The organism is Bacillus sp. ISL-57 (assembly GCF_018613135.1).
Classification (GTDB): Bacteria; Bacillota; Bacilli; order Bacillales; family DSM-1321; genus Peribacillus; species Peribacillus frigoritolerans.
In genome coordinates this window covers 1-17,294 of sequence record NZ_JAGGQV010000008.1, presented here as the reverse complement: position 1 = coordinate 17,294, position 17,294 = coordinate 1, and the positions used below count along the sequence as shown (strand labels likewise).

The window sequence follows — 17,294 nt, the reverse complement described above, 5'->3', positions numbered from 1 at the left end:
GATAATATATGGTAACAAGCGGTTAGAAAAGATATTGGTGAAGTAATGGCGGTTGGAACAACCAATATGTCATAAGTCACATTTTTTCTGTGAAAAACTCGTATGTCTTTATTATTCAAGTTTGAGGAAGCGTTTTGGTAAACTTCGTTGTTATAAAGGAATTTGGCATAAGATATACCATCGGATATAAAAATATAATAGGGCTTGAAACTTTAAGAGGATTCACGCCTTAAAAATAAAATATCCCTATATCCCATATCCATAATTAATATAGGATAAGTCACAAAAATAAAATCAATGCCAGCAGGAGTAACTAAAGGGGTGGTTCCTTGGACCTATTGCTTCTTAGATTTTTCCAATTATAATCAATATGAACTATTTTGGAAAAATTTAAAAGGAGAGATCGTATGAAGCTTAAACCATTTATCCCTTTATTAATTGTATTTTGTAGTATTTTCTTTTTTAGCACTCACCAGAATGTTAATGGTGAAACCTTACCAGTACCACTAAAGCCTACAGGTGCTACATTTAGTAATGGGGATGGGACGGGGTATGTTGATTTATCTTGGGAACAAGTACCAGGAGCAACAAGTTATAAGGTTTGGTTATATAATGGAAAAGAATATGAAACTTTTGATGTTGGAAATACAACAACTTGGTCTACAAAAAACAAAAAATTATGGCCTACAGTCGAAGAGATAAACACAGGGAGATATGCACTTCACCATGATAGTAAAGGATCTGAATTATCCGTAGATCCATCGGATGTATACAGAAATTCAAAAGGTAATTACACTACAAATAAGAACTATTGGTTTAAAATTTCTGCCGTTATTGGCAGCACTGAAACCGAGTTTTCTACAATCTATAAACCTACCATTCCAAATTTAAAAATTCCTGATATTACAGGAAAAGCATTTAGTAATGGAGATAGCAGTGGCTATGTAAACTTATCTTGGAATAGCGTTGATGGGGCTGCTGGCTACAAAGTTTGGGTATTCAACGGAAAAGAATATGAATCTTTTGATGCAGGAAATGCAACAACTTGGTCTTCAAAAAATAAAAATATTTGGCCAACAGACACTGAAATCAATGGTGGGAAATATAACTTACATTTATATGATAAATCGGGTCAAGAATTAGTAGTCGATCCTTCTCAGGTATACTCAAATGCAGGGACTCAATATGCTAGTTCTAATAATTACTGGTTTAGAATTAGTGCTTATAACGAGTTGGGGGAAACAGTCACCTCTACCAAAAGTATGTATAAGCCATCTATACCTGACTTAGAAATCCCTGATTTATATGGGAACTTATACAGTAATGGAGACGAACACGGAACTGGTTTTGCTGATTTAAAATGGGAACCTATTGAAAATGCAACCGGTTATAATGTTTGGATATTTAACGGTGAATCATATGAATCTTTTGATGTTGGAAATGTAAATACCTTTACAACTAGAGAGCAAAAAATCTGGCCAACAACACAAGAAGAAAACGCAGGAATATATAAATTGCATCACGATAAAAAGGGAGTGGAATTAGCCAATTCCCCGTCTAAAGTTTATTGTAATTCGAATGGGAATTATTGTAATTCTAAAAATTACTATTTTAAAGTTACAGCATATAACTCACATGGTGAGACTGAATACTCTAATTTTGTTCGTCAAGCTATGAATGAAAAAGCACGCGAAAACTACACTTTTAAGGAAGCGGAAGATCTTTTTGTTTCCTATTTAAATGAAAAAAAACTAGACTATCCAATTGGTTCAAGCGAGTTTACTAATTATGTACTAGATCAAGAATATGGACAAGCTGACGAAGATTTACTTCAGCATTCTCTATATTCAGTGATAGCAGCCTATCTTTCTGAATATGAATACGCCTATGAAACCACTTCATCAACTGATGATTTAGAAAACACTTCAACTGAAATTAACTTGGAGTTTATAAATACATTGGAAAGGCTCAGATCTAAAACGATTGGCGAGGTTGAAAAGAGCATTTCTGCTGAAGAAGCAGATTCTACAATCGAAACGGGTGCCACAATATTATCTGCATACAGTGTAAGCAAAGCAAAAGATTATGCTAAGAAATGGTATAATTCTAGAAATAATTTCTCATATCAATCTGAAGGTAATGATTGTACAAACTTCGTATCACAAATTATATACGCAGGTGGAAAAAGCAAAAAGAAACCATCAACAATCCCAGGGGGAATATACGGGACTACGAAATATTGGTATAGTTATAAGTACGATGGTGCTAAAGTTCCTTATTTTAAAAGATCTTCTTCATGGGTTAACGTAAGTGATTTTTATGCCTTCTGGAGTAAAACTCAGTCTACAAAAAGTAGTACTAGTAAATCTACGCTAATTAGTTATGCAGATGTAGGGGATGTAATTCAGTTTAAGAAAAAGAATAAAACAAGATACTCTCATTCTATGTTTGTTTATGAAAAATCTAATAATACCCTATATTTATCAGGCCACACAGATAATTATCTTAAAAGGAACTTCAAAAACATTAGTCCTGAGTGGATTAAGTATCGCGTTATAAAATTTTAAAAGGAGGTGAAATGTTTGAAGAAAAAAATTATCTTTATTGTCGTATTATTATTTTTTGTGATATTGGTAGGGCTTTATTGGTATAGTTCTTCAGGAAAAATATCGGGGAAGTCTGAAAATAATATGTGGAAAGCAACCTACAAGAAAAATAGAGATCCTAGTGAAGGTTATGGATGGGTAGCTTCTATTAAGCAGAGTAACAAGAATAAAGATGCAGTAGTTAAAAAAATTATTTTCCAGGAAGATGATAAAGTCTTAGTTGAGGTAACCGAATTTGCTCCTGGTAAAAGCGAGGATGGTATAGTCCGCAAGATTAACCCTTTAGACTATCCTGACTTTTACCAAGCAGATGCTCCTAAAAAAGGATTAACCTATAAAATTTCCGTAACATGGGAAAAAAATAACAAACAACACACGGATACATTTACTCTCGATTAGTTTTAAAAAGAAAGAGCAGGCTAATTCCTGCTCTTTTTATAGTTTTATTTTCATTGACCTTCATTCACTTTCAAGCCTAGCGAAAAATGTTTTAATGATTTCCGTGAAAGAAGATAGGTTGTTAATGATTCTTTATAGTTTGTTTGGCAACAACTCGAGCTGAGATCGTTTTCAAAATCATCATCGTTGATAAAGTTGATGCCTTTCACTACTTAATTGACGGTTAAAAAATTGAATTTCTTCCAAAAAGATTTCCCCCAACAATCTACAGAGGGGTAAGTGAACGCCTTAAGCAGAATATCCCCTTCCTCTTGTTTTTCAAGCATTCAAGTGATGGAGCAGGTCTTCCATTATTTCACAGGATGTCGTCTAATTTATAGACTGTCCACCCTAATCGAAAAAAAATTAATGGTTATAAGAATCGGTTCCCGAATGTCGAATTCGACATCAGCTAATTCGGTCCAGTAATTAGAACGCATCTGGGCGAAGGCTCGATGGGGATGGGCTGGTATAAAATTTAAGCTGTGATGCCTTCACTAAGTGAAAGGCGTTTTTTTATGAACAAAAAGGAATCCGGGAGTTAAAAGCGGTATCCTGAAAGTAAAACTGTAAAAAAGGGGTATGTACTAAAACTTGTTATAAGCGGTGGTTCAACAATAACCCATTAAACCCTTGACAATAATGGGTGATAACAATATGTCCGTATTTAATCAACTAAACATTCTGCCTCTTGGGCTGGTGTGAGTCCTGGAAATTATGAAAGTGCTGGTAAAAAAACGAGTAAAACCCCACAAGGTAACAAAACTTTTAAAACGATGGCTGTAGAGTGTGTACTAGCGACATCAAGGCAAATAATTTGCTTCACATCGAAAAAGGATTACCAGACGACATGGGAAAATGAAGGGACGAACAGGGCTTTTTTTATTGCCATGAAAGAGTGCAAGATGCTTAAAGAGTTTTCAATTGTTGTTGATGCATTAGAGACTGTTAAAAACCCAGTATTTACCGTGAATGCAAATGATCTAAACACATTAAAATTGTCAATTATTATTAATAAAGGTGGTATTCCTGTTGATTTAACTGAGGCAACTTCGGTTCGCTAGCTGTTAAAAAGCCTGATCGGAAAACCGTTTTTCAAGAGGGTTTAATTACTGATGCTTTAACTGGTGAATGTACGTTTATACTAGATTCATAAGCTTATATTGTATCAGGTAGTCATGAAGTAGAAGTAATGGTTTATGCAGGAAGTGATAAGGTAACAGATTCGAATAAGTTTAAGTACTTCACCCAAACATGCATTTTAAGTGGGGAATCATTACAAAGTACAAATGAGTTTCCAGTGCTTAGTAAAGCACTGGAAACTGGTGAATTACTCAAAGATATCGATATTAATAAGTTAGCAGAAATTGCAAACATTATTGAAAGTGGTGGTAGTGGTGGCGGATCCGTACCTTCCAATGTCATTTTATATGAGGATTGGACTGAAGGAGAATTAGTAACTATTGATTCCGGAACCACTGCACCAGATACGCCGATTTTAACGATGATTACACCGAACGGGGTTTTCCCATCCACTGAAAGTGTAAGTATGACAACCGACGAAAAGGCGGATATTTATTATGCACTAGAAATAGAGAAGATGCTGGGAAATAAGGAAATAGACTAATAGATAAAGAACATGAGTTTTTTGTAGTTAATTATACTCCTTGTTTATTGTGGATAAGTAGGTACTATTTCCCTTTCTTTATGTTAGAATATTAAAATGTATGAAGAAAAGGGGAGAATTTTACCATGAGAAAAATCTTACTAGCCATTGCATTATTATTATCTGTATTAGGTTTGGCTGCTTGTAGTTCAGGGGAAGAGGTAGGTGTTAAACCGGCTACTCAAACTCAATCTGCTAAAGTTGATATAAAAGATCAAGTGATTCAATTAAAAGATAGTGAAGTGGTTTTTAATTACGAAGGTAAAGATGTTAACGGAAAGGAATTGAAGGAATTTGCTGATACAAATATGTCTCAACTTGGCGAATCCAAAAAATTCGATAAAGAATCAGTCGTAAGAAGATATATTCTTCAAAATGAACTTGTGAAATATGTAGGACTTTCCCAAAAGGAACTTGATGAAAAACATAAATTGTTCGCCGAGGAATACAAATTCGATAAAATGGTAGACATTAGTAAAGGTGAATTTATCAAAGATGAATTACAGCCCGCAATTTTACTTAAAGATTATTCATCAAATGGAAAGGTAATTAGTGAGTTGTACAAGACTTTGAATGAAAAAGCAAAAAAACACGTAAGTGAAGAAAGCTTCAAAACAAATACACTTCTTTTTTATCAAGAACTTAAGAAAAATAAAACTGAGTCTAAAAAACTGAATGATTTCCAACAAAAACTAATTAATGATTCTGGAGCTAATGGTATCGACCTTAAAGTTCAAGATGAAAAAACAGAATTGATACTATAAAAAATTTATCATATGAAAAAACTACTAATAATTATTATTACACTATTATTAACCGGATGTTCCGCTCAAGCATCAGAAACAGATGAGTTATTAATCATTGCCCACCGAGGAGACTCATCAGAAGCACCAGAACATACTATGCCGTCATATGAGAAAGCAATTAACTCGAGAGCTGACTTTATTGAAATTGATTTAAGGATGACAAAGGATAATCAGTTAATTGCCATGCATGACGAGACAGTTGATCGAACCACAAACGGCTTGGGCAAAGTATCTGATTACACATTAGATGAACTTAAGGCTTTGGATGCTGGTAGTTGGTTTAATGAGGAATACAAGGGTGAAGAAATACTTACCTTGCAAGAAATATTGGATAGATTTAAGACTGATACAAATTATTATATCGAGACAAAGACTGTCGATAATCTAAATGTGATGGAGGAGAAATTACTTAAAATACTCTCGGATCGTCAACTATTAGATAAGGTGGTTATACAGTCTTTTTCATCAGAAAGCTTGAAATTAATTCATAAATTAAATAAGGATATTCCTCTTGTTCAACTATGTAAAGATTCGGAAGTTCCTTATTTAAAGGAGAACGAAATTAGGAAATATGCTATAGGAATTGGTTTAAATGGCAAACTGGTAGATGAGACATTTGTAGAAAGGGTGCATGAGGCTAATTTAGTAGTACACACCTTCTTCGATAAAAATAATGAGAAAAAGCAAATTGAAGAAGTGGTTTCTTATGGTGTTGACGGAGTCTTTACAGATTACTTAGTCAATGCTAATAAGTACCAATAAAAATTCAAGTCGTCCCAAAAGGGCGGCTTTTTATTATGTAAAAACAACCTAGACATACAGAGGTAGATAGAATTTTATGTTAAAGGGGGTTATGGACATTGGAGGAGGTGGACATGCCACAACGGTTAGAGAACCATGAGCAACGAATATCGAAGTTGGAAACCAATTATGGTGAGGTTATCGATAAGATTAATAGCATGGAAAAGGGTCAATTGGAAATTCAAAATGTTGTCCTTAAATCCTCAGGCGATCAGAAAGACTTGCTAAATAAATTAATTGAGCACAGCCTTGGGATTACTGTTAAGCAGGAAGAGACTAAAGGAGAAGTTTCTAAATTAAAAACTAGTTCACGTAAGGAAATCATATTAGGATTACTTGGTGGTGGGGGATTTGTAGGTATCCTCACTGCCATAATTGCTTTTTGGGGAGAAATTACAAAATCATTCGGAGGTTGATCATATGGATAACGAAGTCATGCAACAGGTATTAATATTTACCACTATATTGGCACCGATCGTGGCAGCAATGGTTTAGGTGGTAAAACAGACAGTTACCTTGGCGAACATTACTACCAATCTTAAGCTTGGTAGTCGGGCTAGGAGTAGGTTCAGTTGCTTTTCCATTCACAGATATGGATATTGTTTTAAGGTTATGGGCCGGTGCATTTGCTGGATCTAATTAAAGCGAATCCTGGCATCAATCCAACAAAATTAAAAATAGGTCAGAAAATCAATTTTGGAAATGCTAAAGTCGTGATTGTACTGATAAAAAAGAGGATACCAAACCTTCAAACAGTGGCGATACAACTGTCAGGTCCATTCAGAAAACCCTGACTTTAAGTTAACCGTTGTTGGCATCTTTGGAACTGTCACCGAAAAGGCTGTGAAAGCATTCCAAGAGGCCAATCATTTGACTGATGATGGAATTGCAGGAAGAGATACATTTTCTAAATTGTTCTTATACTAAAAAGCCCTTCTCTTAGTGAGAGGGGCTTTTTAGTATAAGAAACAGAAAGTTATTGTTCATTTAAAAAGTCCATAAGTATTTTATAATAGATTTTTAATTCTTCCTCATCTTTATCAACAAGGACTTTAATTTTATCTATAATTGATTTATCAGTAATGTATTCACTTCTAATTAAACCAACAACTATATCGGTGCTTGCAAAATTACTTAAACTGCAATGTTCTGGCTTTTATCTTTTTTAGCAACCATCATGATACCTGAAATAAGAAGCAGGGTACCAGGAATGAAATAAACAGAGAAAGTATAAAGGACACCCATTACTAGAATGAATATACCCCACCCACGACTATCCCTTTTGATTTTAAAAGTACCTACCCAAATTAATACAAGTAAAGGGATAGTTAGAACTGAGTATATAACTAGGTATGTAAACAAGGTATAATCCATTTCATCAACAGGCGCAAAACCAGCATAGATAGTAATAAGGCCAACGATAATCCAACCAATGGTTAAAAATATTGTTGCAATAAGAGACAAAGTAAATTCTGTTGAACGACTCATAAAAATGAATCCCCCTTTTTTATTTAATTATACTGTAGACCAAATATAGGTCACCTCTTCATCCCTCTTCCTCATCATATAAATCATAGGCCTTCATATCTAATAGTGAAGTATTTATAAAGGTATCACGATTAACAATATATCCCTTGTTAAGTAATAATTTATTTATATTGTAATAGTCCATATCCATAAGTATTATCTTTACCCTTTATACCTAAGTCTAGAGATTGATTCTTTAATAACTTAATAATAGCTTTTTGGTCAAATTTTATAGTAGGTTTTTCAGATAGATATAAAGAAATTAAACCTGTAACATAAGCAGTAGAAAATGAGGTACCTTCAAATATTGAAAAGTCATTAAGGTTATTAGTAGAAAGAATGTCTCTTCCTGGACCTACAACATCGATTTTTCCTCTCGGTGAAAATTTGACTCGCTCATGTTCTTGATCAATTGAGCCAACAGAAATTACATTATTATATTTAGCTGGATAATCAACGTCATTTATATAATTATTTCCACTAGAAGCTACTATAATTATTCCGTTGGAAGTAGCTTTATTAACGATTTTTTTTAATTTTTTATTGTGATTTTTAAAACCAAAACTAATATTTATAATTTCAACTTTTTCATTAATGGCCCATTCTATACCCTTAATAATATGATCTACAGATCCTTCTCCTTTATCATTGAGTACTTTAACAGAATAAATTTCTGATTTTGGGGAAATACCTTTAATACCATTAGAATCATCTTTTGCGGCAATGATGCCAGCTATCGGTGTACCGTGATTAAATTTATCTTTCACTGGTTCTTCAGGACTAATAGCATTAAACTCTTTGTGAATTTGTCCTTTTAAATCAGGATGTTCTTTATTAATCCCACTATCCAAAATAGCTATTTTAATTTTATTGTTTGATAAAGTTCGTTTAACTATTGTATCCTTATATCCCCAATTCTCTTTTTTGCTTACTAGTGAATTATCTGAATTAATGTGATTATTTGCTTTCTCTTTTGCATTATTTTTCGGAATTATATTAAAAATAAATATTAAAGATGATATTAGAATTAAAAAGAATAAAAATTTATTAAACTTTGAAGAAATAGGAATTCACCTCGAATTCGAAAAAGATGACTTTAAGCATAGTCTACTCAAAGTCATCTTTCTCTTCTTATTTGTTATTTATATTAGCCAAAAAATAATTTCAGTTAAAGATTCAGCTGACTTACCTGGAACACCAGCTTTTTTTAATGCCGCAGTTAAAGCGCCTTTAGTTCCTTTGTCTAGTTTTTCAGTAGCATATGCTATCTTTCTAGCATATTGATCAACTAATTTTGCCTTAGAAGGGGAAAGGGGTTTAATAGCATATTTTAATGATTTGCCTCCTACTCTGCAAATCCATCCAAAGGCCTTGATTCCTTTTAAAATCCCACCGACAATTCCAGATGCTTCAGCAGTATCTACTTGACTTGAACTTACATCTTCTCCAACAAAAGCTTTAAATTCATCTGTAGTCGTTGCATATTGAATAAAGTCTCTTGTATCTTGGGCCTCCATAGAAACTTCATCACTTAAAAACTCTTTAGTTGTAAGTTCTTCTCCAAGAGCCTCTTCTTGAAGCTCCTTTTCTTCTTCGATATACTCAATTAAAGAATCAGGTGTTTCTACAGTAACTTGAACGTCCTTACTTATGTTTTCAATAGGATGATTAGTTTCCTCGGCAAAAGCAGTGGACAATGGGGCAAAAGTGCTACCAAGTACTGCTATTGAGGTGGTTAAAGCTACGCCTTTAATAAAGTTTTTTCTTTTCATCTTGAAACCTCCAAAAATATGTAGTATTTTTAAACCAGTACTATATTACCATGGATTACATATTTTTGTATGTTTTTTTATAAAAAAATCCAAAAGGGGAAGTCTATACCAATTATGGGTAAAAAAAATTCAAAAAGCTATTCACGTGGAGATCATATTTTTGCAATTTCAACTGTAACTTTAATGTGTGCAGCAATTTTATCTGTACCTTTTTTATGCTTTTTCCTAGTAATATACATAGCTTCATTAACATCAGATGTATATATAAATTCTGAGAACACAACTTCATCTATAAAAATTATTTTTAAATTTTTCATTACAACTGTTGTAGTTACTGGCATTGTAGACATTCTATTCTCAAAGATATTAATATTAAAAAAAGGAATTCTGAGTTACGTTTCTGAAACACTTTTAATGTTTGCATTTTTCTATTTATATGTTCTTGTATATTCTAGTATATCTAATGACATTCTATTAAAAGGTAATGGTTATATTTATGTTTCTGCCTTTTTATTACTTCTATATTTATTGCTTCATGTTGTGTATTTTTCATCAAAAAGGATTTACTCAATTATGGTAAAAAAAAATAATTAGAATTAAATTGAAATCATTATAAAGTAAAGCCTAACTAATTTATTGAGGATAGGCTTTATTTTATTTTTTATAATTTCAAATTTTATAAGTATATAAAGTCAAAAAGTCATCATCAAAAAAAAAGCTTATTCATTAGTTTATTTACAATCCCATTGAAGTAAGCAAATGGACCTTTATGCATGTTAACTCCACTCTTAACCTTCATAGCAAATTCCTGCTTTGGTACCGGTCGCTATTTCTTGTCCCTAGTGAATGCTCTTTTGTTAGTAGAATAATCAACCACTCTATTACACTGTTTAATTACCTTCCAAAACTCCTGAATACGCCTGGCACCCAATGGGCTACAAAATTTGCTTGTTTTAAAGAATTTTCTAGAGAATTATCCCCTTGAGAGAATTGAGGAACGGCTTTACTTTTCTTGTTTTTAATATTTTGTTTTAAGAAAGAAGTAGTTGTTTTAATGGCCGGACACTGCTTGGACTCTTTCACAGGGGGGGGGGGGCGGTCATTTCATCTTTTACAGGCTGAATGATGATTGCGTTGGCTGTTTGCATCATATCTTGTCTTCCCTTCATTGGTACCTGGCGGATCATGCCGAGGTCTTCAAGTTTCTTCATTAAACGTTGAACTGATTTATAAGATACCTCAAGTTTGGATGCAATTGTGTTATTACACATGTAGCTCACACCAATTTGCTTGCAGCTGTGACGCCTTCACTAAGTGAAAGGCGTTTTTTTATGAACAAAAAGGAATCCGGGAGTTAAAAGCGAATGATAAGGGGGAGTGTAATTTATCAAGAAATGGAGGCTGCAGTTTGAAAAAAATGAGCATTTCCCCGCCTTATTCCATTGAACTTCAGAACCATCTCACCGGAAAACACCTTTTGGCCTTCGAAATTCCCTTCTCCCAAGAAATCCTCACAGAGCACCACAAGAATGGGTATGTCTCGGAAACTTGCGGCGTGCAATCCGGGAACGGCAGTTATCACTGTGTACGCTGCGGTAACAAAGATCAAACCTTGTTTTATACTTTCCCTTGCAAGATTTGCAATCAAGATTGCACTTACTGCCGGTCATGCATCATGATGGGACGGGTCAGTGAATGTGCAAAGCTTTATAGGTGGACAGGCCCCGGCATTCAATATACGATTCCTGACAATGTGATGAGGTGGACGGGCACTTTATCGGCAGGTCAACAGAATGCGTCCGACTTTGTCGTTGAAGCCGTAAACGGAAAAGATGAATTCCTGGTATGGGCTGTATGAATAGCCGGGAATGAATACATAAAAAAATGACTAATTAAAAACGCCAATCAATTATGACGTTGTCACCATCTATGTGAACTTCTTTTATATATGTTTGTACTATTGCTTGTTTATCCTTAAATTCTAAATCCTCAAAATCACTTTGGATATTCTCTAAAATTTCATCAGTGATTATTTGTGTATCCTCGAAAGTAGACCTTTGATTCTGAATTAATTTTTCTTTTTCAGCATTCAACTTGCTCATTTGTTTTTCCAGTAAGTCATTATTGATTAATTCATTTGTGTATAATTCGATTAATCTTTCCATTTTTTTATCTGTATCTTTTATTAGTTTTTCGTAGTTAATCGTTTTTTCTTTCTTTTGAGCCTTTGACTTTTTAATTGAAATATTTTTTAATTCACTAATCACTATAGATTCTAACTTAGATTTATTCCAAATCTTGTTGTAACACTTCTCATCGTACTCGGAAGGAAATCTTCTTGCTTTGCAAATATAGTAATAATAACTTTTTGGGTTTTTCTTCGAAACGCTCGATGAATACGATACAAAAGATTCATTACAACATTGACAACGTAATAGCCCGGATAATAAGCTCATTTTAGCCTTATGAGCGTTGTTCCCTTTGTGACGCTGTAATAGTATCTGCACGCGTTCGAATTGTTCAGGAGTAATAATAGGTTGGTGTTGTCCTTTATAAAGCTTACCAGCGAAGCTAACCATGCCTATGTATAAAGGATTAGCTAAGATGTCCCTATATCTTCTGAATCTCCATACTGCATGACCTTCCTCTTTCAAACTTTGTTGTATCTTTGTGATTGAATGATACTGCTCATATAAATCAAAGGCTCTTTGAATATGCTTGGCCTCTTCATCCTTAATTATCAATAACCCATTTTCCCTTGAGTATCCTGCTGGGTCATAATCTCCACCCATTGAACCCAATCCATTTTCAGCGCGCTTGATGTGTCCCATCCTCATTCTTTCAGCAATCGTTTCACGTTCTAATTGTGCAAATACAGATAGTATACCAATCATGGCTTTTCCGAAAGGAGTAGAGGTATCAAGAGTTTCTGTAATTGATACAAAATCCACATTGTTTTTTAAAAAATGTTCCTCAATTAATTCAAGTGTGTTCTTTTGTGATCTAGATAACCTGTCTAATTTATAAACGAGAACAACATCTATATTTTTTAAATCCTTTATCATTCTTTGCAAGTCTGGTCGGTCTAATGTTGAACCTGAAAATCCACCATCAACATAAATATTGTAAATATCCCAGCCTTTAGCTTTGCAGAATGCTTCTAAGCGTTCTTTTTGAACTTCAATACTGTAATTTTCGACCTGCTCCCGTGTGCTAACGCGAATATATAAGGCCGCCTTAGTCATGATAATCACCTTTCAAATTAAAATTTTATATTCAATGGGGCCATGTACCAAACTAACTTCCCCTTGATATGAATAGGATTAAATTCTTGTTCTTTATGATCATAATATTGTGTTAGGTGTTTTTCATTGAAGCTTTCCGGCTCTAAGGTAATTCCATTTTGAAATTTGAAAAACCTTTTTAATGTTGCGTCATAACCATTAACAGCAACAGCAGCAACATCTCCATTGTTCACTTCTAAAGTAGGATCAATTAATGCTAAAGCATCAGGTGGAACAATTTTATTCATGCTGTCTCCATTTACTTTTACTAAGAATGCGTGAGGATATTTATCAGCGACTTCTGAGGGAACATTAACCCATTCTTGAACTTGAACCATTTCAAGTGGAACACCAGCTGCTATCGAGCCTAATAATGGCATTGGTTTTGAGAAGCCTTCAACTTTAGGCTGTATTGAAGGATTAATGGGATTAACCTTTGTTTCCTTATCTTCGATAATATCGCTTTTCAATATACCAAAGTGATCAGCTATTTTTTGAATAGCACCCATTCGAGGGTCTTTTATTCCGTTCTCCCAAGTAGATACAGCTTTATCCGATACTCCAGCAATTTCAGCTAAGTCTTTTTGGGAAAGATTATGTATTTCTCTCAACTTTTTAATGTTTTTACCAATACTCAATTTAATTCCCTCCGGTCGGTCTATGTATAGGATTTATATTACCCTAAAAGTAGAATTAATTCAATATAATAACGAAAAAAATCTACTTTTAGTATACAAAGTGATAATTAAGTAGATTTAGTAGATAAAAATTACTAGAATATCGTTGACATTCTACCAAAAGTAGAATAACATGTGATTGTGAAGGTTAAAAAGCGAGGTGATAACCATGATTCTCACACTGAAACAAGCCAGATTATTAAAAGGTTTTACACAACGCGATATAGCTACAAAGCTTGGTGTTCATGTTCAAACGTACAGTAAGATGGAGAAACAGCCTGATGAAGTAACAATCAGGGAAGCTAAGAAAATATGTGAAATTTTAGATTTAAGCTATGATTTTATTTTTTTTAATGTCGACTCTACTTTAAGTAGAGAATTCGAAAAAAGCTCTACTTTTTAAAGTAGAAGGAGGTACTTATATGAGGATTAAGGAGGACTTAATTGTAACTAGTATATCTCTAGGGGGATTTGAAGTTCCTGTTCCTAAAGGGCTGTCTGAACTACTTAATAGAGCCGGTGCTTGGAAGTATACAGCACCTGGCTCAACCCAAAAGGAAAACCCCTTAGAAAATTATGATCGAACAGTTGTTAAGGAAAACGGGCATTTCCGAACATATTTGACCTATAAAAAGCCATTAGAAAAAAGTGAAGAAAATAAGAAGGTTTCTTAAGGGGGATAACTCATTGGGCGAAATCATGGTTTCAGGATTCTTCGCATTACTGGTGTTTTTAGGTGGCTGTTTGTGTGGTAGCTCATTGACTGCAGGGCGATTGAAGGGAGGTGAGAAAGTTGAAAATCAAAACCCGGGAATGGTTAGCAATGAATGAGGCGGACCGTTACATGGAAATTTATCGGGCTTATGTCAGAAGCCAAAAATTATAAGGGGGTGAACCTATTGGAAAGAACGATTAAGTCTTTTGAGGTAATCGCTGAAGCAACTAATCCTTTTATTTATACCTTTGAGGTTGGTAAGGAATTCGGTGGACAAGCTGTGGATGACATTATCGAACATGATGGGGTTTTCAAATTGTTTAATCGCAAGGACGAGCTTATCACAGAAATTAGTTTACCTGTTGTTGGTGTGAAGTATGAATATCCTTCAGCCTCAATCAATTAAAATAGACCCCTGTTTGCAGACAGGAGTCCTAAAAATTGTACAACGCTTATAGCTATTCTAATCATTTTTAAAACAAATATGCAACAGGAGGATTAATAAATGTATTTCGATACAAAGAAAAGTACTGTTTTTAGTCCTGCTAATCCTCAGTTAGAAAGTCTTTATAACTGGCTTGAAAAACATGAGTCTACTCTTGGCGGAAGTCATTCCTATGATGACTTAATTGAAATATATGAATCTCTTGAAAACGAATTGAAGGAGGAAAAACAATGAATTCTTTACAGCAAATCGAGCTTATGGAAGTTGAAGAAATCCAATCACAGGAAACTAATTTTGAGATTACGGACATCAATAGCCTAAATTGGGCATTCCGTAAATTGCATGCTTTGCAATTGAAAGAAAAAGAAATTAAACAATCGGCAACTGTTGAGCGTGACCGTATTGATACATGGGAAAAAGGTGAGCTTTCCACAATTGAAAATAGTGCAAGTTTCTTCAAAGCACATATCCAAAAATATCACCAACAATTATTTGAAGAAAATCCTAAGAAAAATAAAATGTTGTCTACTCCTTACGGGAAATCAAAAACTCGAGCATCGAAAGAGGCTCCAGAAAAGGGCAATGAAGAGGTAATTCTTCAATACGTTATCGAAAACGAAATGGATGAATTCATTAAGAACAGTGTGAAGTGGGCGGACTTGAAAAAGTCATTAAAGATTGTGGAAATCAGTGGTGAAAAAGTAGTTGTGGATGAAAACGGACAGATTGTTCCTGGTGTGGTCGTAAAGCCAGAATCTATTTCTTATAGTGTGGAGGTTTAAGATGAGCTATTACGAAGAGGATTTTTATAATGAACCGAGTGAATTCGAAATGCAAGTTGATGAGTTCAGGGAAAGTTTATTAAAAGCCGTTAAAGAAGAATTCGTTTCTGAGATGGATCGTCTTAAAAAAGAAAATGCTGAGCTGCAAGAAATCAAAACTAATTTCAAAACAATTAAATCAGAATATGATCAAAAATCAAGAAAATTAGAATACGAGCGCCAAGACTTGGAACGTAAAGTAAGACGTGAGCGTTTATCTAGTCTGTTGAATGATTTCGAAGTTGAATATTACACGGTAGCTTCACGAAGCAAATATAAACCGAAATGTGATAAATGTGATGAAAACAGAAGGCTTTATTATACAACACCTTCTGGTAGAAAAACTTATGAATCATGTGAGTGCTCTAATTCAATTCCCGTATTTGAGCCAATTCCAATTCTATTAAGTACATTCAGCATTAGACGCGGAGAGGGCCATGCCTGGTATTCAGTTAAGTACAGAGGCGATGACGATGAATACTTAAATTACTATGAAGATAGTATTCATGGCAATGAACTAATCACAGATGAAAAACAATTTAAAGATATAGGGTATGCATACAAAACTTTATTTGAAACCAAGGAAATCGCTCAAAAGTTCTGTGATTACAAAAATAGTAATGAGGTGTAAAAGTGGAAACTACAAACGGCTCTGAAATTAAGAAAAGCGAAAAGGCAAAAGTCATCACCTACTCTAAGCCTGGTGACGGTAAAACAACAGTTGCTGGATTGCTACCAGGCAAAACATTGGTGCTCGATATTGATGGTACAAGCCAAGTATTACAAGGTTACTCAAATGTGGATGTCGCCAAGATCGATTCGAACGATCCTCACCAAAGCATTTTAGACTTTTATGCGCATGCAAAAGCGAATATCGCTAATTACGATAACATTTTTGTGGACAATCTTACCCATTATCAAAAGCTTTGGTTGATGAGTAAGGGAGAAAAAACGAAAAGTGGAATGCCGGAATTAAAAGATTACGCTTTATTCGACAACCACTTGCTGAAGGTTATTGAAACCTTCAATGGATTAGATGCAAACGTCATCTACACTGCCTGGGAAACTACACGCAGCATTATCCATGATGATGGGCAACAATATAACCAATTCATTCCAGATATTCGCGATAAAATAGTCAATCACGTTATGGGAATCGTGCATGTTGTTGCTCGATTAATTAGAAAAGCAGACGGTGCCCGCGGATTTATTTTGGAAGGTAATCAAAGCATCTTTGCCAAGAATCATTTAGATGATCGTAAAGGCTGCGTACAAGAAGAATTATTAGTATCAACCACAAATGAGAAAACAGGGGGAAATAAATAATGTCATTCTTTAAATTTGATGAGGAAAACGTAAGCACAGGATTTGAGTTAGTAGCAGAAGGGAAATACGAGGCAATTATTATTAATGCAAATGCACAAGATTTCCAGGGCCACCCAACATTAAATCTAGACTTTGAGGTTCGTTCAGATGTTCCACAAGCCCATCAGGGTGCGAAAATTTTGTACAACACGTTATATTTCCACAATGATGATCCTGAATATAAAGAAAACAATATTAAACGTATCAACAGTCTTATCAAAGCATGCGGCTTCCCAAATGGATTTATATTTAAAGATGCTGATGATATGGCAAAACAGCTTTTTAATAAAAATTTGGTTATTACCGTTAAGCATCAAGAAGATAAAAAAGATAAATCAAAAAAATATGCAAAAGCTAGATTCTTTGATGCA

At 34.1% G+C, this 17,294-nt stretch carries 23 protein-coding genes and 3 pseudogenes; 19 read left to right on the top strand and 7 right to left on the bottom strand.

The window, feature by feature from the left end; translation table 11 throughout:
* Positions 1 to 407: 407 nt before the first annotated feature.
* The 9 genes and pseudogenes from J7I90_RS13270 to J7I90_RS27795 form a co-directional block, all read left to right on the top strand.
* The gene (locus J7I90_RS13270; RefSeq protein WP_214772226.1) at positions 408 to 2,567 is read left to right on the top strand and encodes an amidase domain-containing protein; all 2,160 of its coding nucleotides are present in this window, start codon (positions 408 to 410) and stop codon (positions 2,565 to 2,567) included.
* Positions 2,568 to 2,582: 15 nt separating this feature from the next.
* Positions 2,583 to 3,005, top strand: a complete 423-nt coding sequence (locus tag J7I90_RS13265; protein WP_214772225.1) for a DUF4944 domain-containing protein — start codon at positions 2,583 to 2,585, stop codon at positions 3,003 to 3,005.
* A gap of 422 nt (positions 3,006 to 3,427) precedes the next feature.
* Positions 3,428 to 3,526, top strand: a pseudogene (locus J7I90_RS13260) (DegV family protein); the annotation flags it as partial.
* A 204-nt stretch (positions 3,527 to 3,730) separates the two neighbouring features.
* Positions 3,731 to 4,108 (top strand): annotated as a pseudogene (locus J7I90_RS13255) (transposase); the annotation flags it as partial.
* Between the two features lie 128 nt (positions 4,109 to 4,236).
* Complete coding sequence (locus J7I90_RS13250) at positions 4,237 to 4,671, top strand: hypothetical protein (protein ID WP_214772222.1); 435 nt, start codon at positions 4,237 to 4,239, stop codon at positions 4,669 to 4,671.
* A gap of 125 nt (positions 4,672 to 4,796) precedes the next feature.
* Positions 4,797 to 5,474, top strand: coding sequence for a hypothetical protein (locus J7I90_RS13245; protein WP_214772220.1), 678 nt, complete (start codon positions 4,797 to 4,799; stop codon positions 5,472 to 5,474).
* A gap of 12 nt (positions 5,475 to 5,486) precedes the next feature.
* A complete protein-coding gene (locus J7I90_RS13240; RefSeq protein ID WP_214772218.1) occupies positions 5,487 to 6,278 on the top strand; it encodes a glycerophosphodiester phosphodiesterase family protein in 792 nt (263 codons plus the stop codon).
* Positions 6,279 to 6,376: 98 nt separating this feature from the next.
* Positions 6,377 to 6,733: a hypothetical protein gene (locus J7I90_RS13235; RefSeq protein ID WP_214772216.1), complete on the top strand. Its 357-nt coding sequence runs from the start codon at positions 6,377 to 6,379 to the stop codon at positions 6,731 to 6,733.
* Positions 6,734 to 7,130: 397 nt separating this feature from the next.
* Positions 7,131 to 7,244, top strand: a pseudogene (locus J7I90_RS27795) (peptidoglycan-binding domain-containing protein); the annotation flags it as partial.
* Positions 7,245 to 7,451: 207 nt separating this feature from the next.
* Here J7I90_RS27795 and J7I90_RS13225 read toward each other — a convergent pair.
* The 5 genes from J7I90_RS13225 to J7I90_RS27385 all read right to left on the bottom strand — a co-directional run bounded on the left by J7I90_RS13225 (position 7,452) and on the right by J7I90_RS27385 (position 10,887).
* On the bottom strand, positions 7,452 to 7,805 hold the full coding sequence (locus J7I90_RS13225) for a DUF4064 domain-containing protein (protein ID WP_214772214.1): 354 nt from the start codon (positions 7,803 to 7,805) through the stop codon (positions 7,452 to 7,454).
* A 161-nt stretch (positions 7,806 to 7,966) separates the two neighbouring features.
* Entirely contained in the window at positions 7,967 to 8,797 is an 831-nt protein-coding gene (locus J7I90_RS13220) for a S8 family peptidase (protein WP_396020436.1), read from the bottom strand.
* 189 nt (positions 8,798 to 8,986) lie between these two features.
* Positions 8,987 to 9,616, bottom strand: a complete 630-nt coding sequence (locus J7I90_RS27390) for a hypothetical protein (protein WP_251025272.1) — start codon at positions 9,614 to 9,616, stop codon at positions 8,987 to 8,989.
* A gap of 152 nt (positions 9,617 to 9,768) precedes the next feature.
* Complete coding sequence (locus tag J7I90_RS13210; protein WP_214772212.1) at positions 9,769 to 9,966, bottom strand: hypothetical protein; 198 nt, start codon at positions 9,964 to 9,966, stop codon at positions 9,769 to 9,771.
* A gap of 729 nt (positions 9,967 to 10,695) precedes the next feature.
* Entirely contained in the window at positions 10,696 to 10,887 is a 192-nt protein-coding gene (locus J7I90_RS27385; protein ID WP_251025271.1) for a helix-turn-helix domain-containing protein, read from the bottom strand.
* A 137-nt stretch (positions 10,888 to 11,024) separates the two neighbouring features.
* On the opposite strand from J7I90_RS27385, the gene J7I90_RS13200 reads away from it, so the two are divergent.
* Entirely contained in the window at positions 11,025 to 11,474 is a 450-nt protein-coding gene (locus tag J7I90_RS13200; protein ID WP_214772210.1) for a hypothetical protein, read from the top strand.
* 34 nt (positions 11,475 to 11,508) lie between these two features.
* On the opposite strand, the gene J7I90_RS13195 is transcribed toward J7I90_RS13200, so the two are convergent.
* Together J7I90_RS13195 and J7I90_RS13190 are read right to left on the bottom strand one after the other, a co-directional pair.
* A complete protein-coding gene (locus J7I90_RS13195; protein ID WP_214772208.1) occupies positions 11,509 to 12,861 on the bottom strand; it encodes a recombinase family protein in 1,353 nt (450 codons plus the stop codon).
* Between the two features lie 17 nt (positions 12,862 to 12,878).
* Entirely contained in the window at positions 12,879 to 13,538 is a 660-nt protein-coding gene (locus J7I90_RS13190) for a LexA family protein (protein ID WP_214772206.1), read from the bottom strand.
* Positions 13,539 to 13,746: 208 nt separating this feature from the next.
* On the opposite strand from J7I90_RS13190, the gene J7I90_RS13185 reads away from it, so the two are divergent.
* From J7I90_RS13185 to J7I90_RS13145, 9 genes are all read left to right on the top strand, one after another.
* Positions 13,747 to 13,980 (top strand): helix-turn-helix domain-containing protein, encoded by a 234-nt coding sequence (locus tag J7I90_RS13185; RefSeq protein ID WP_214772204.1) that lies wholly within the window; start codon positions 13,747 to 13,749, stop codon positions 13,978 to 13,980.
* Between the two features lie 19 nt (positions 13,981 to 13,999).
* Entirely contained in the window at positions 14,000 to 14,251 is a 252-nt protein-coding gene (locus J7I90_RS13180; RefSeq protein WP_214772202.1) for a hypothetical protein, read from the top strand.
* A gap of 13 nt (positions 14,252 to 14,264) precedes the next feature.
* The gene (locus J7I90_RS13175) at positions 14,265 to 14,408 is read left to right on the top strand and encodes a hypothetical protein (protein WP_214772200.1); all 144 of its coding nucleotides are present in this window, start codon (positions 14,265 to 14,267) and stop codon (positions 14,406 to 14,408) included.
* Positions 14,409 to 14,476: 68 nt separating this feature from the next.
* Positions 14,477 to 14,698: a hypothetical protein gene (locus J7I90_RS13170; protein ID WP_214772198.1), complete on the top strand. Its 222-nt coding sequence runs from the start codon at positions 14,477 to 14,479 to the stop codon at positions 14,696 to 14,698.
* 99 nt (positions 14,699 to 14,797) lie between these two features.
* Positions 14,798 to 14,971, top strand: coding sequence for a hypothetical protein (locus J7I90_RS13165; RefSeq protein WP_214772196.1), 174 nt, complete (start codon positions 14,798 to 14,800; stop codon positions 14,969 to 14,971).
* Entirely contained in the window at positions 14,968 to 15,519 is a 552-nt protein-coding gene (locus J7I90_RS13160; protein WP_214772194.1) for a host-nuclease inhibitor Gam family protein, read from the top strand. Before J7I90_RS13165 ends, J7I90_RS13160 begins: the two co-directional genes overlap by 4 nt.
* A 1-nt stretch (position 15,520) precedes the next feature.
* Entirely contained in the window at positions 15,521 to 16,189 is a 669-nt protein-coding gene (locus J7I90_RS13155) for a hypothetical protein (RefSeq protein WP_214772192.1), read from the top strand.
* Positions 16,190 to 16,191: 2 nt separating this feature from the next.
* Complete coding sequence (locus tag J7I90_RS13150) at positions 16,192 to 16,884, top strand: AAA family ATPase (protein ID WP_214772190.1); 693 nt, start codon at positions 16,192 to 16,194, stop codon at positions 16,882 to 16,884.
* Positions 16,884 to 17,294: DUF669 domain-containing protein (locus J7I90_RS13145; protein WP_214772188.1), on the top strand; the 411-nt coding region annotated here is incomplete at its 3' end. The genes J7I90_RS13150 and J7I90_RS13145, both read left to right, overlap by 1 nt.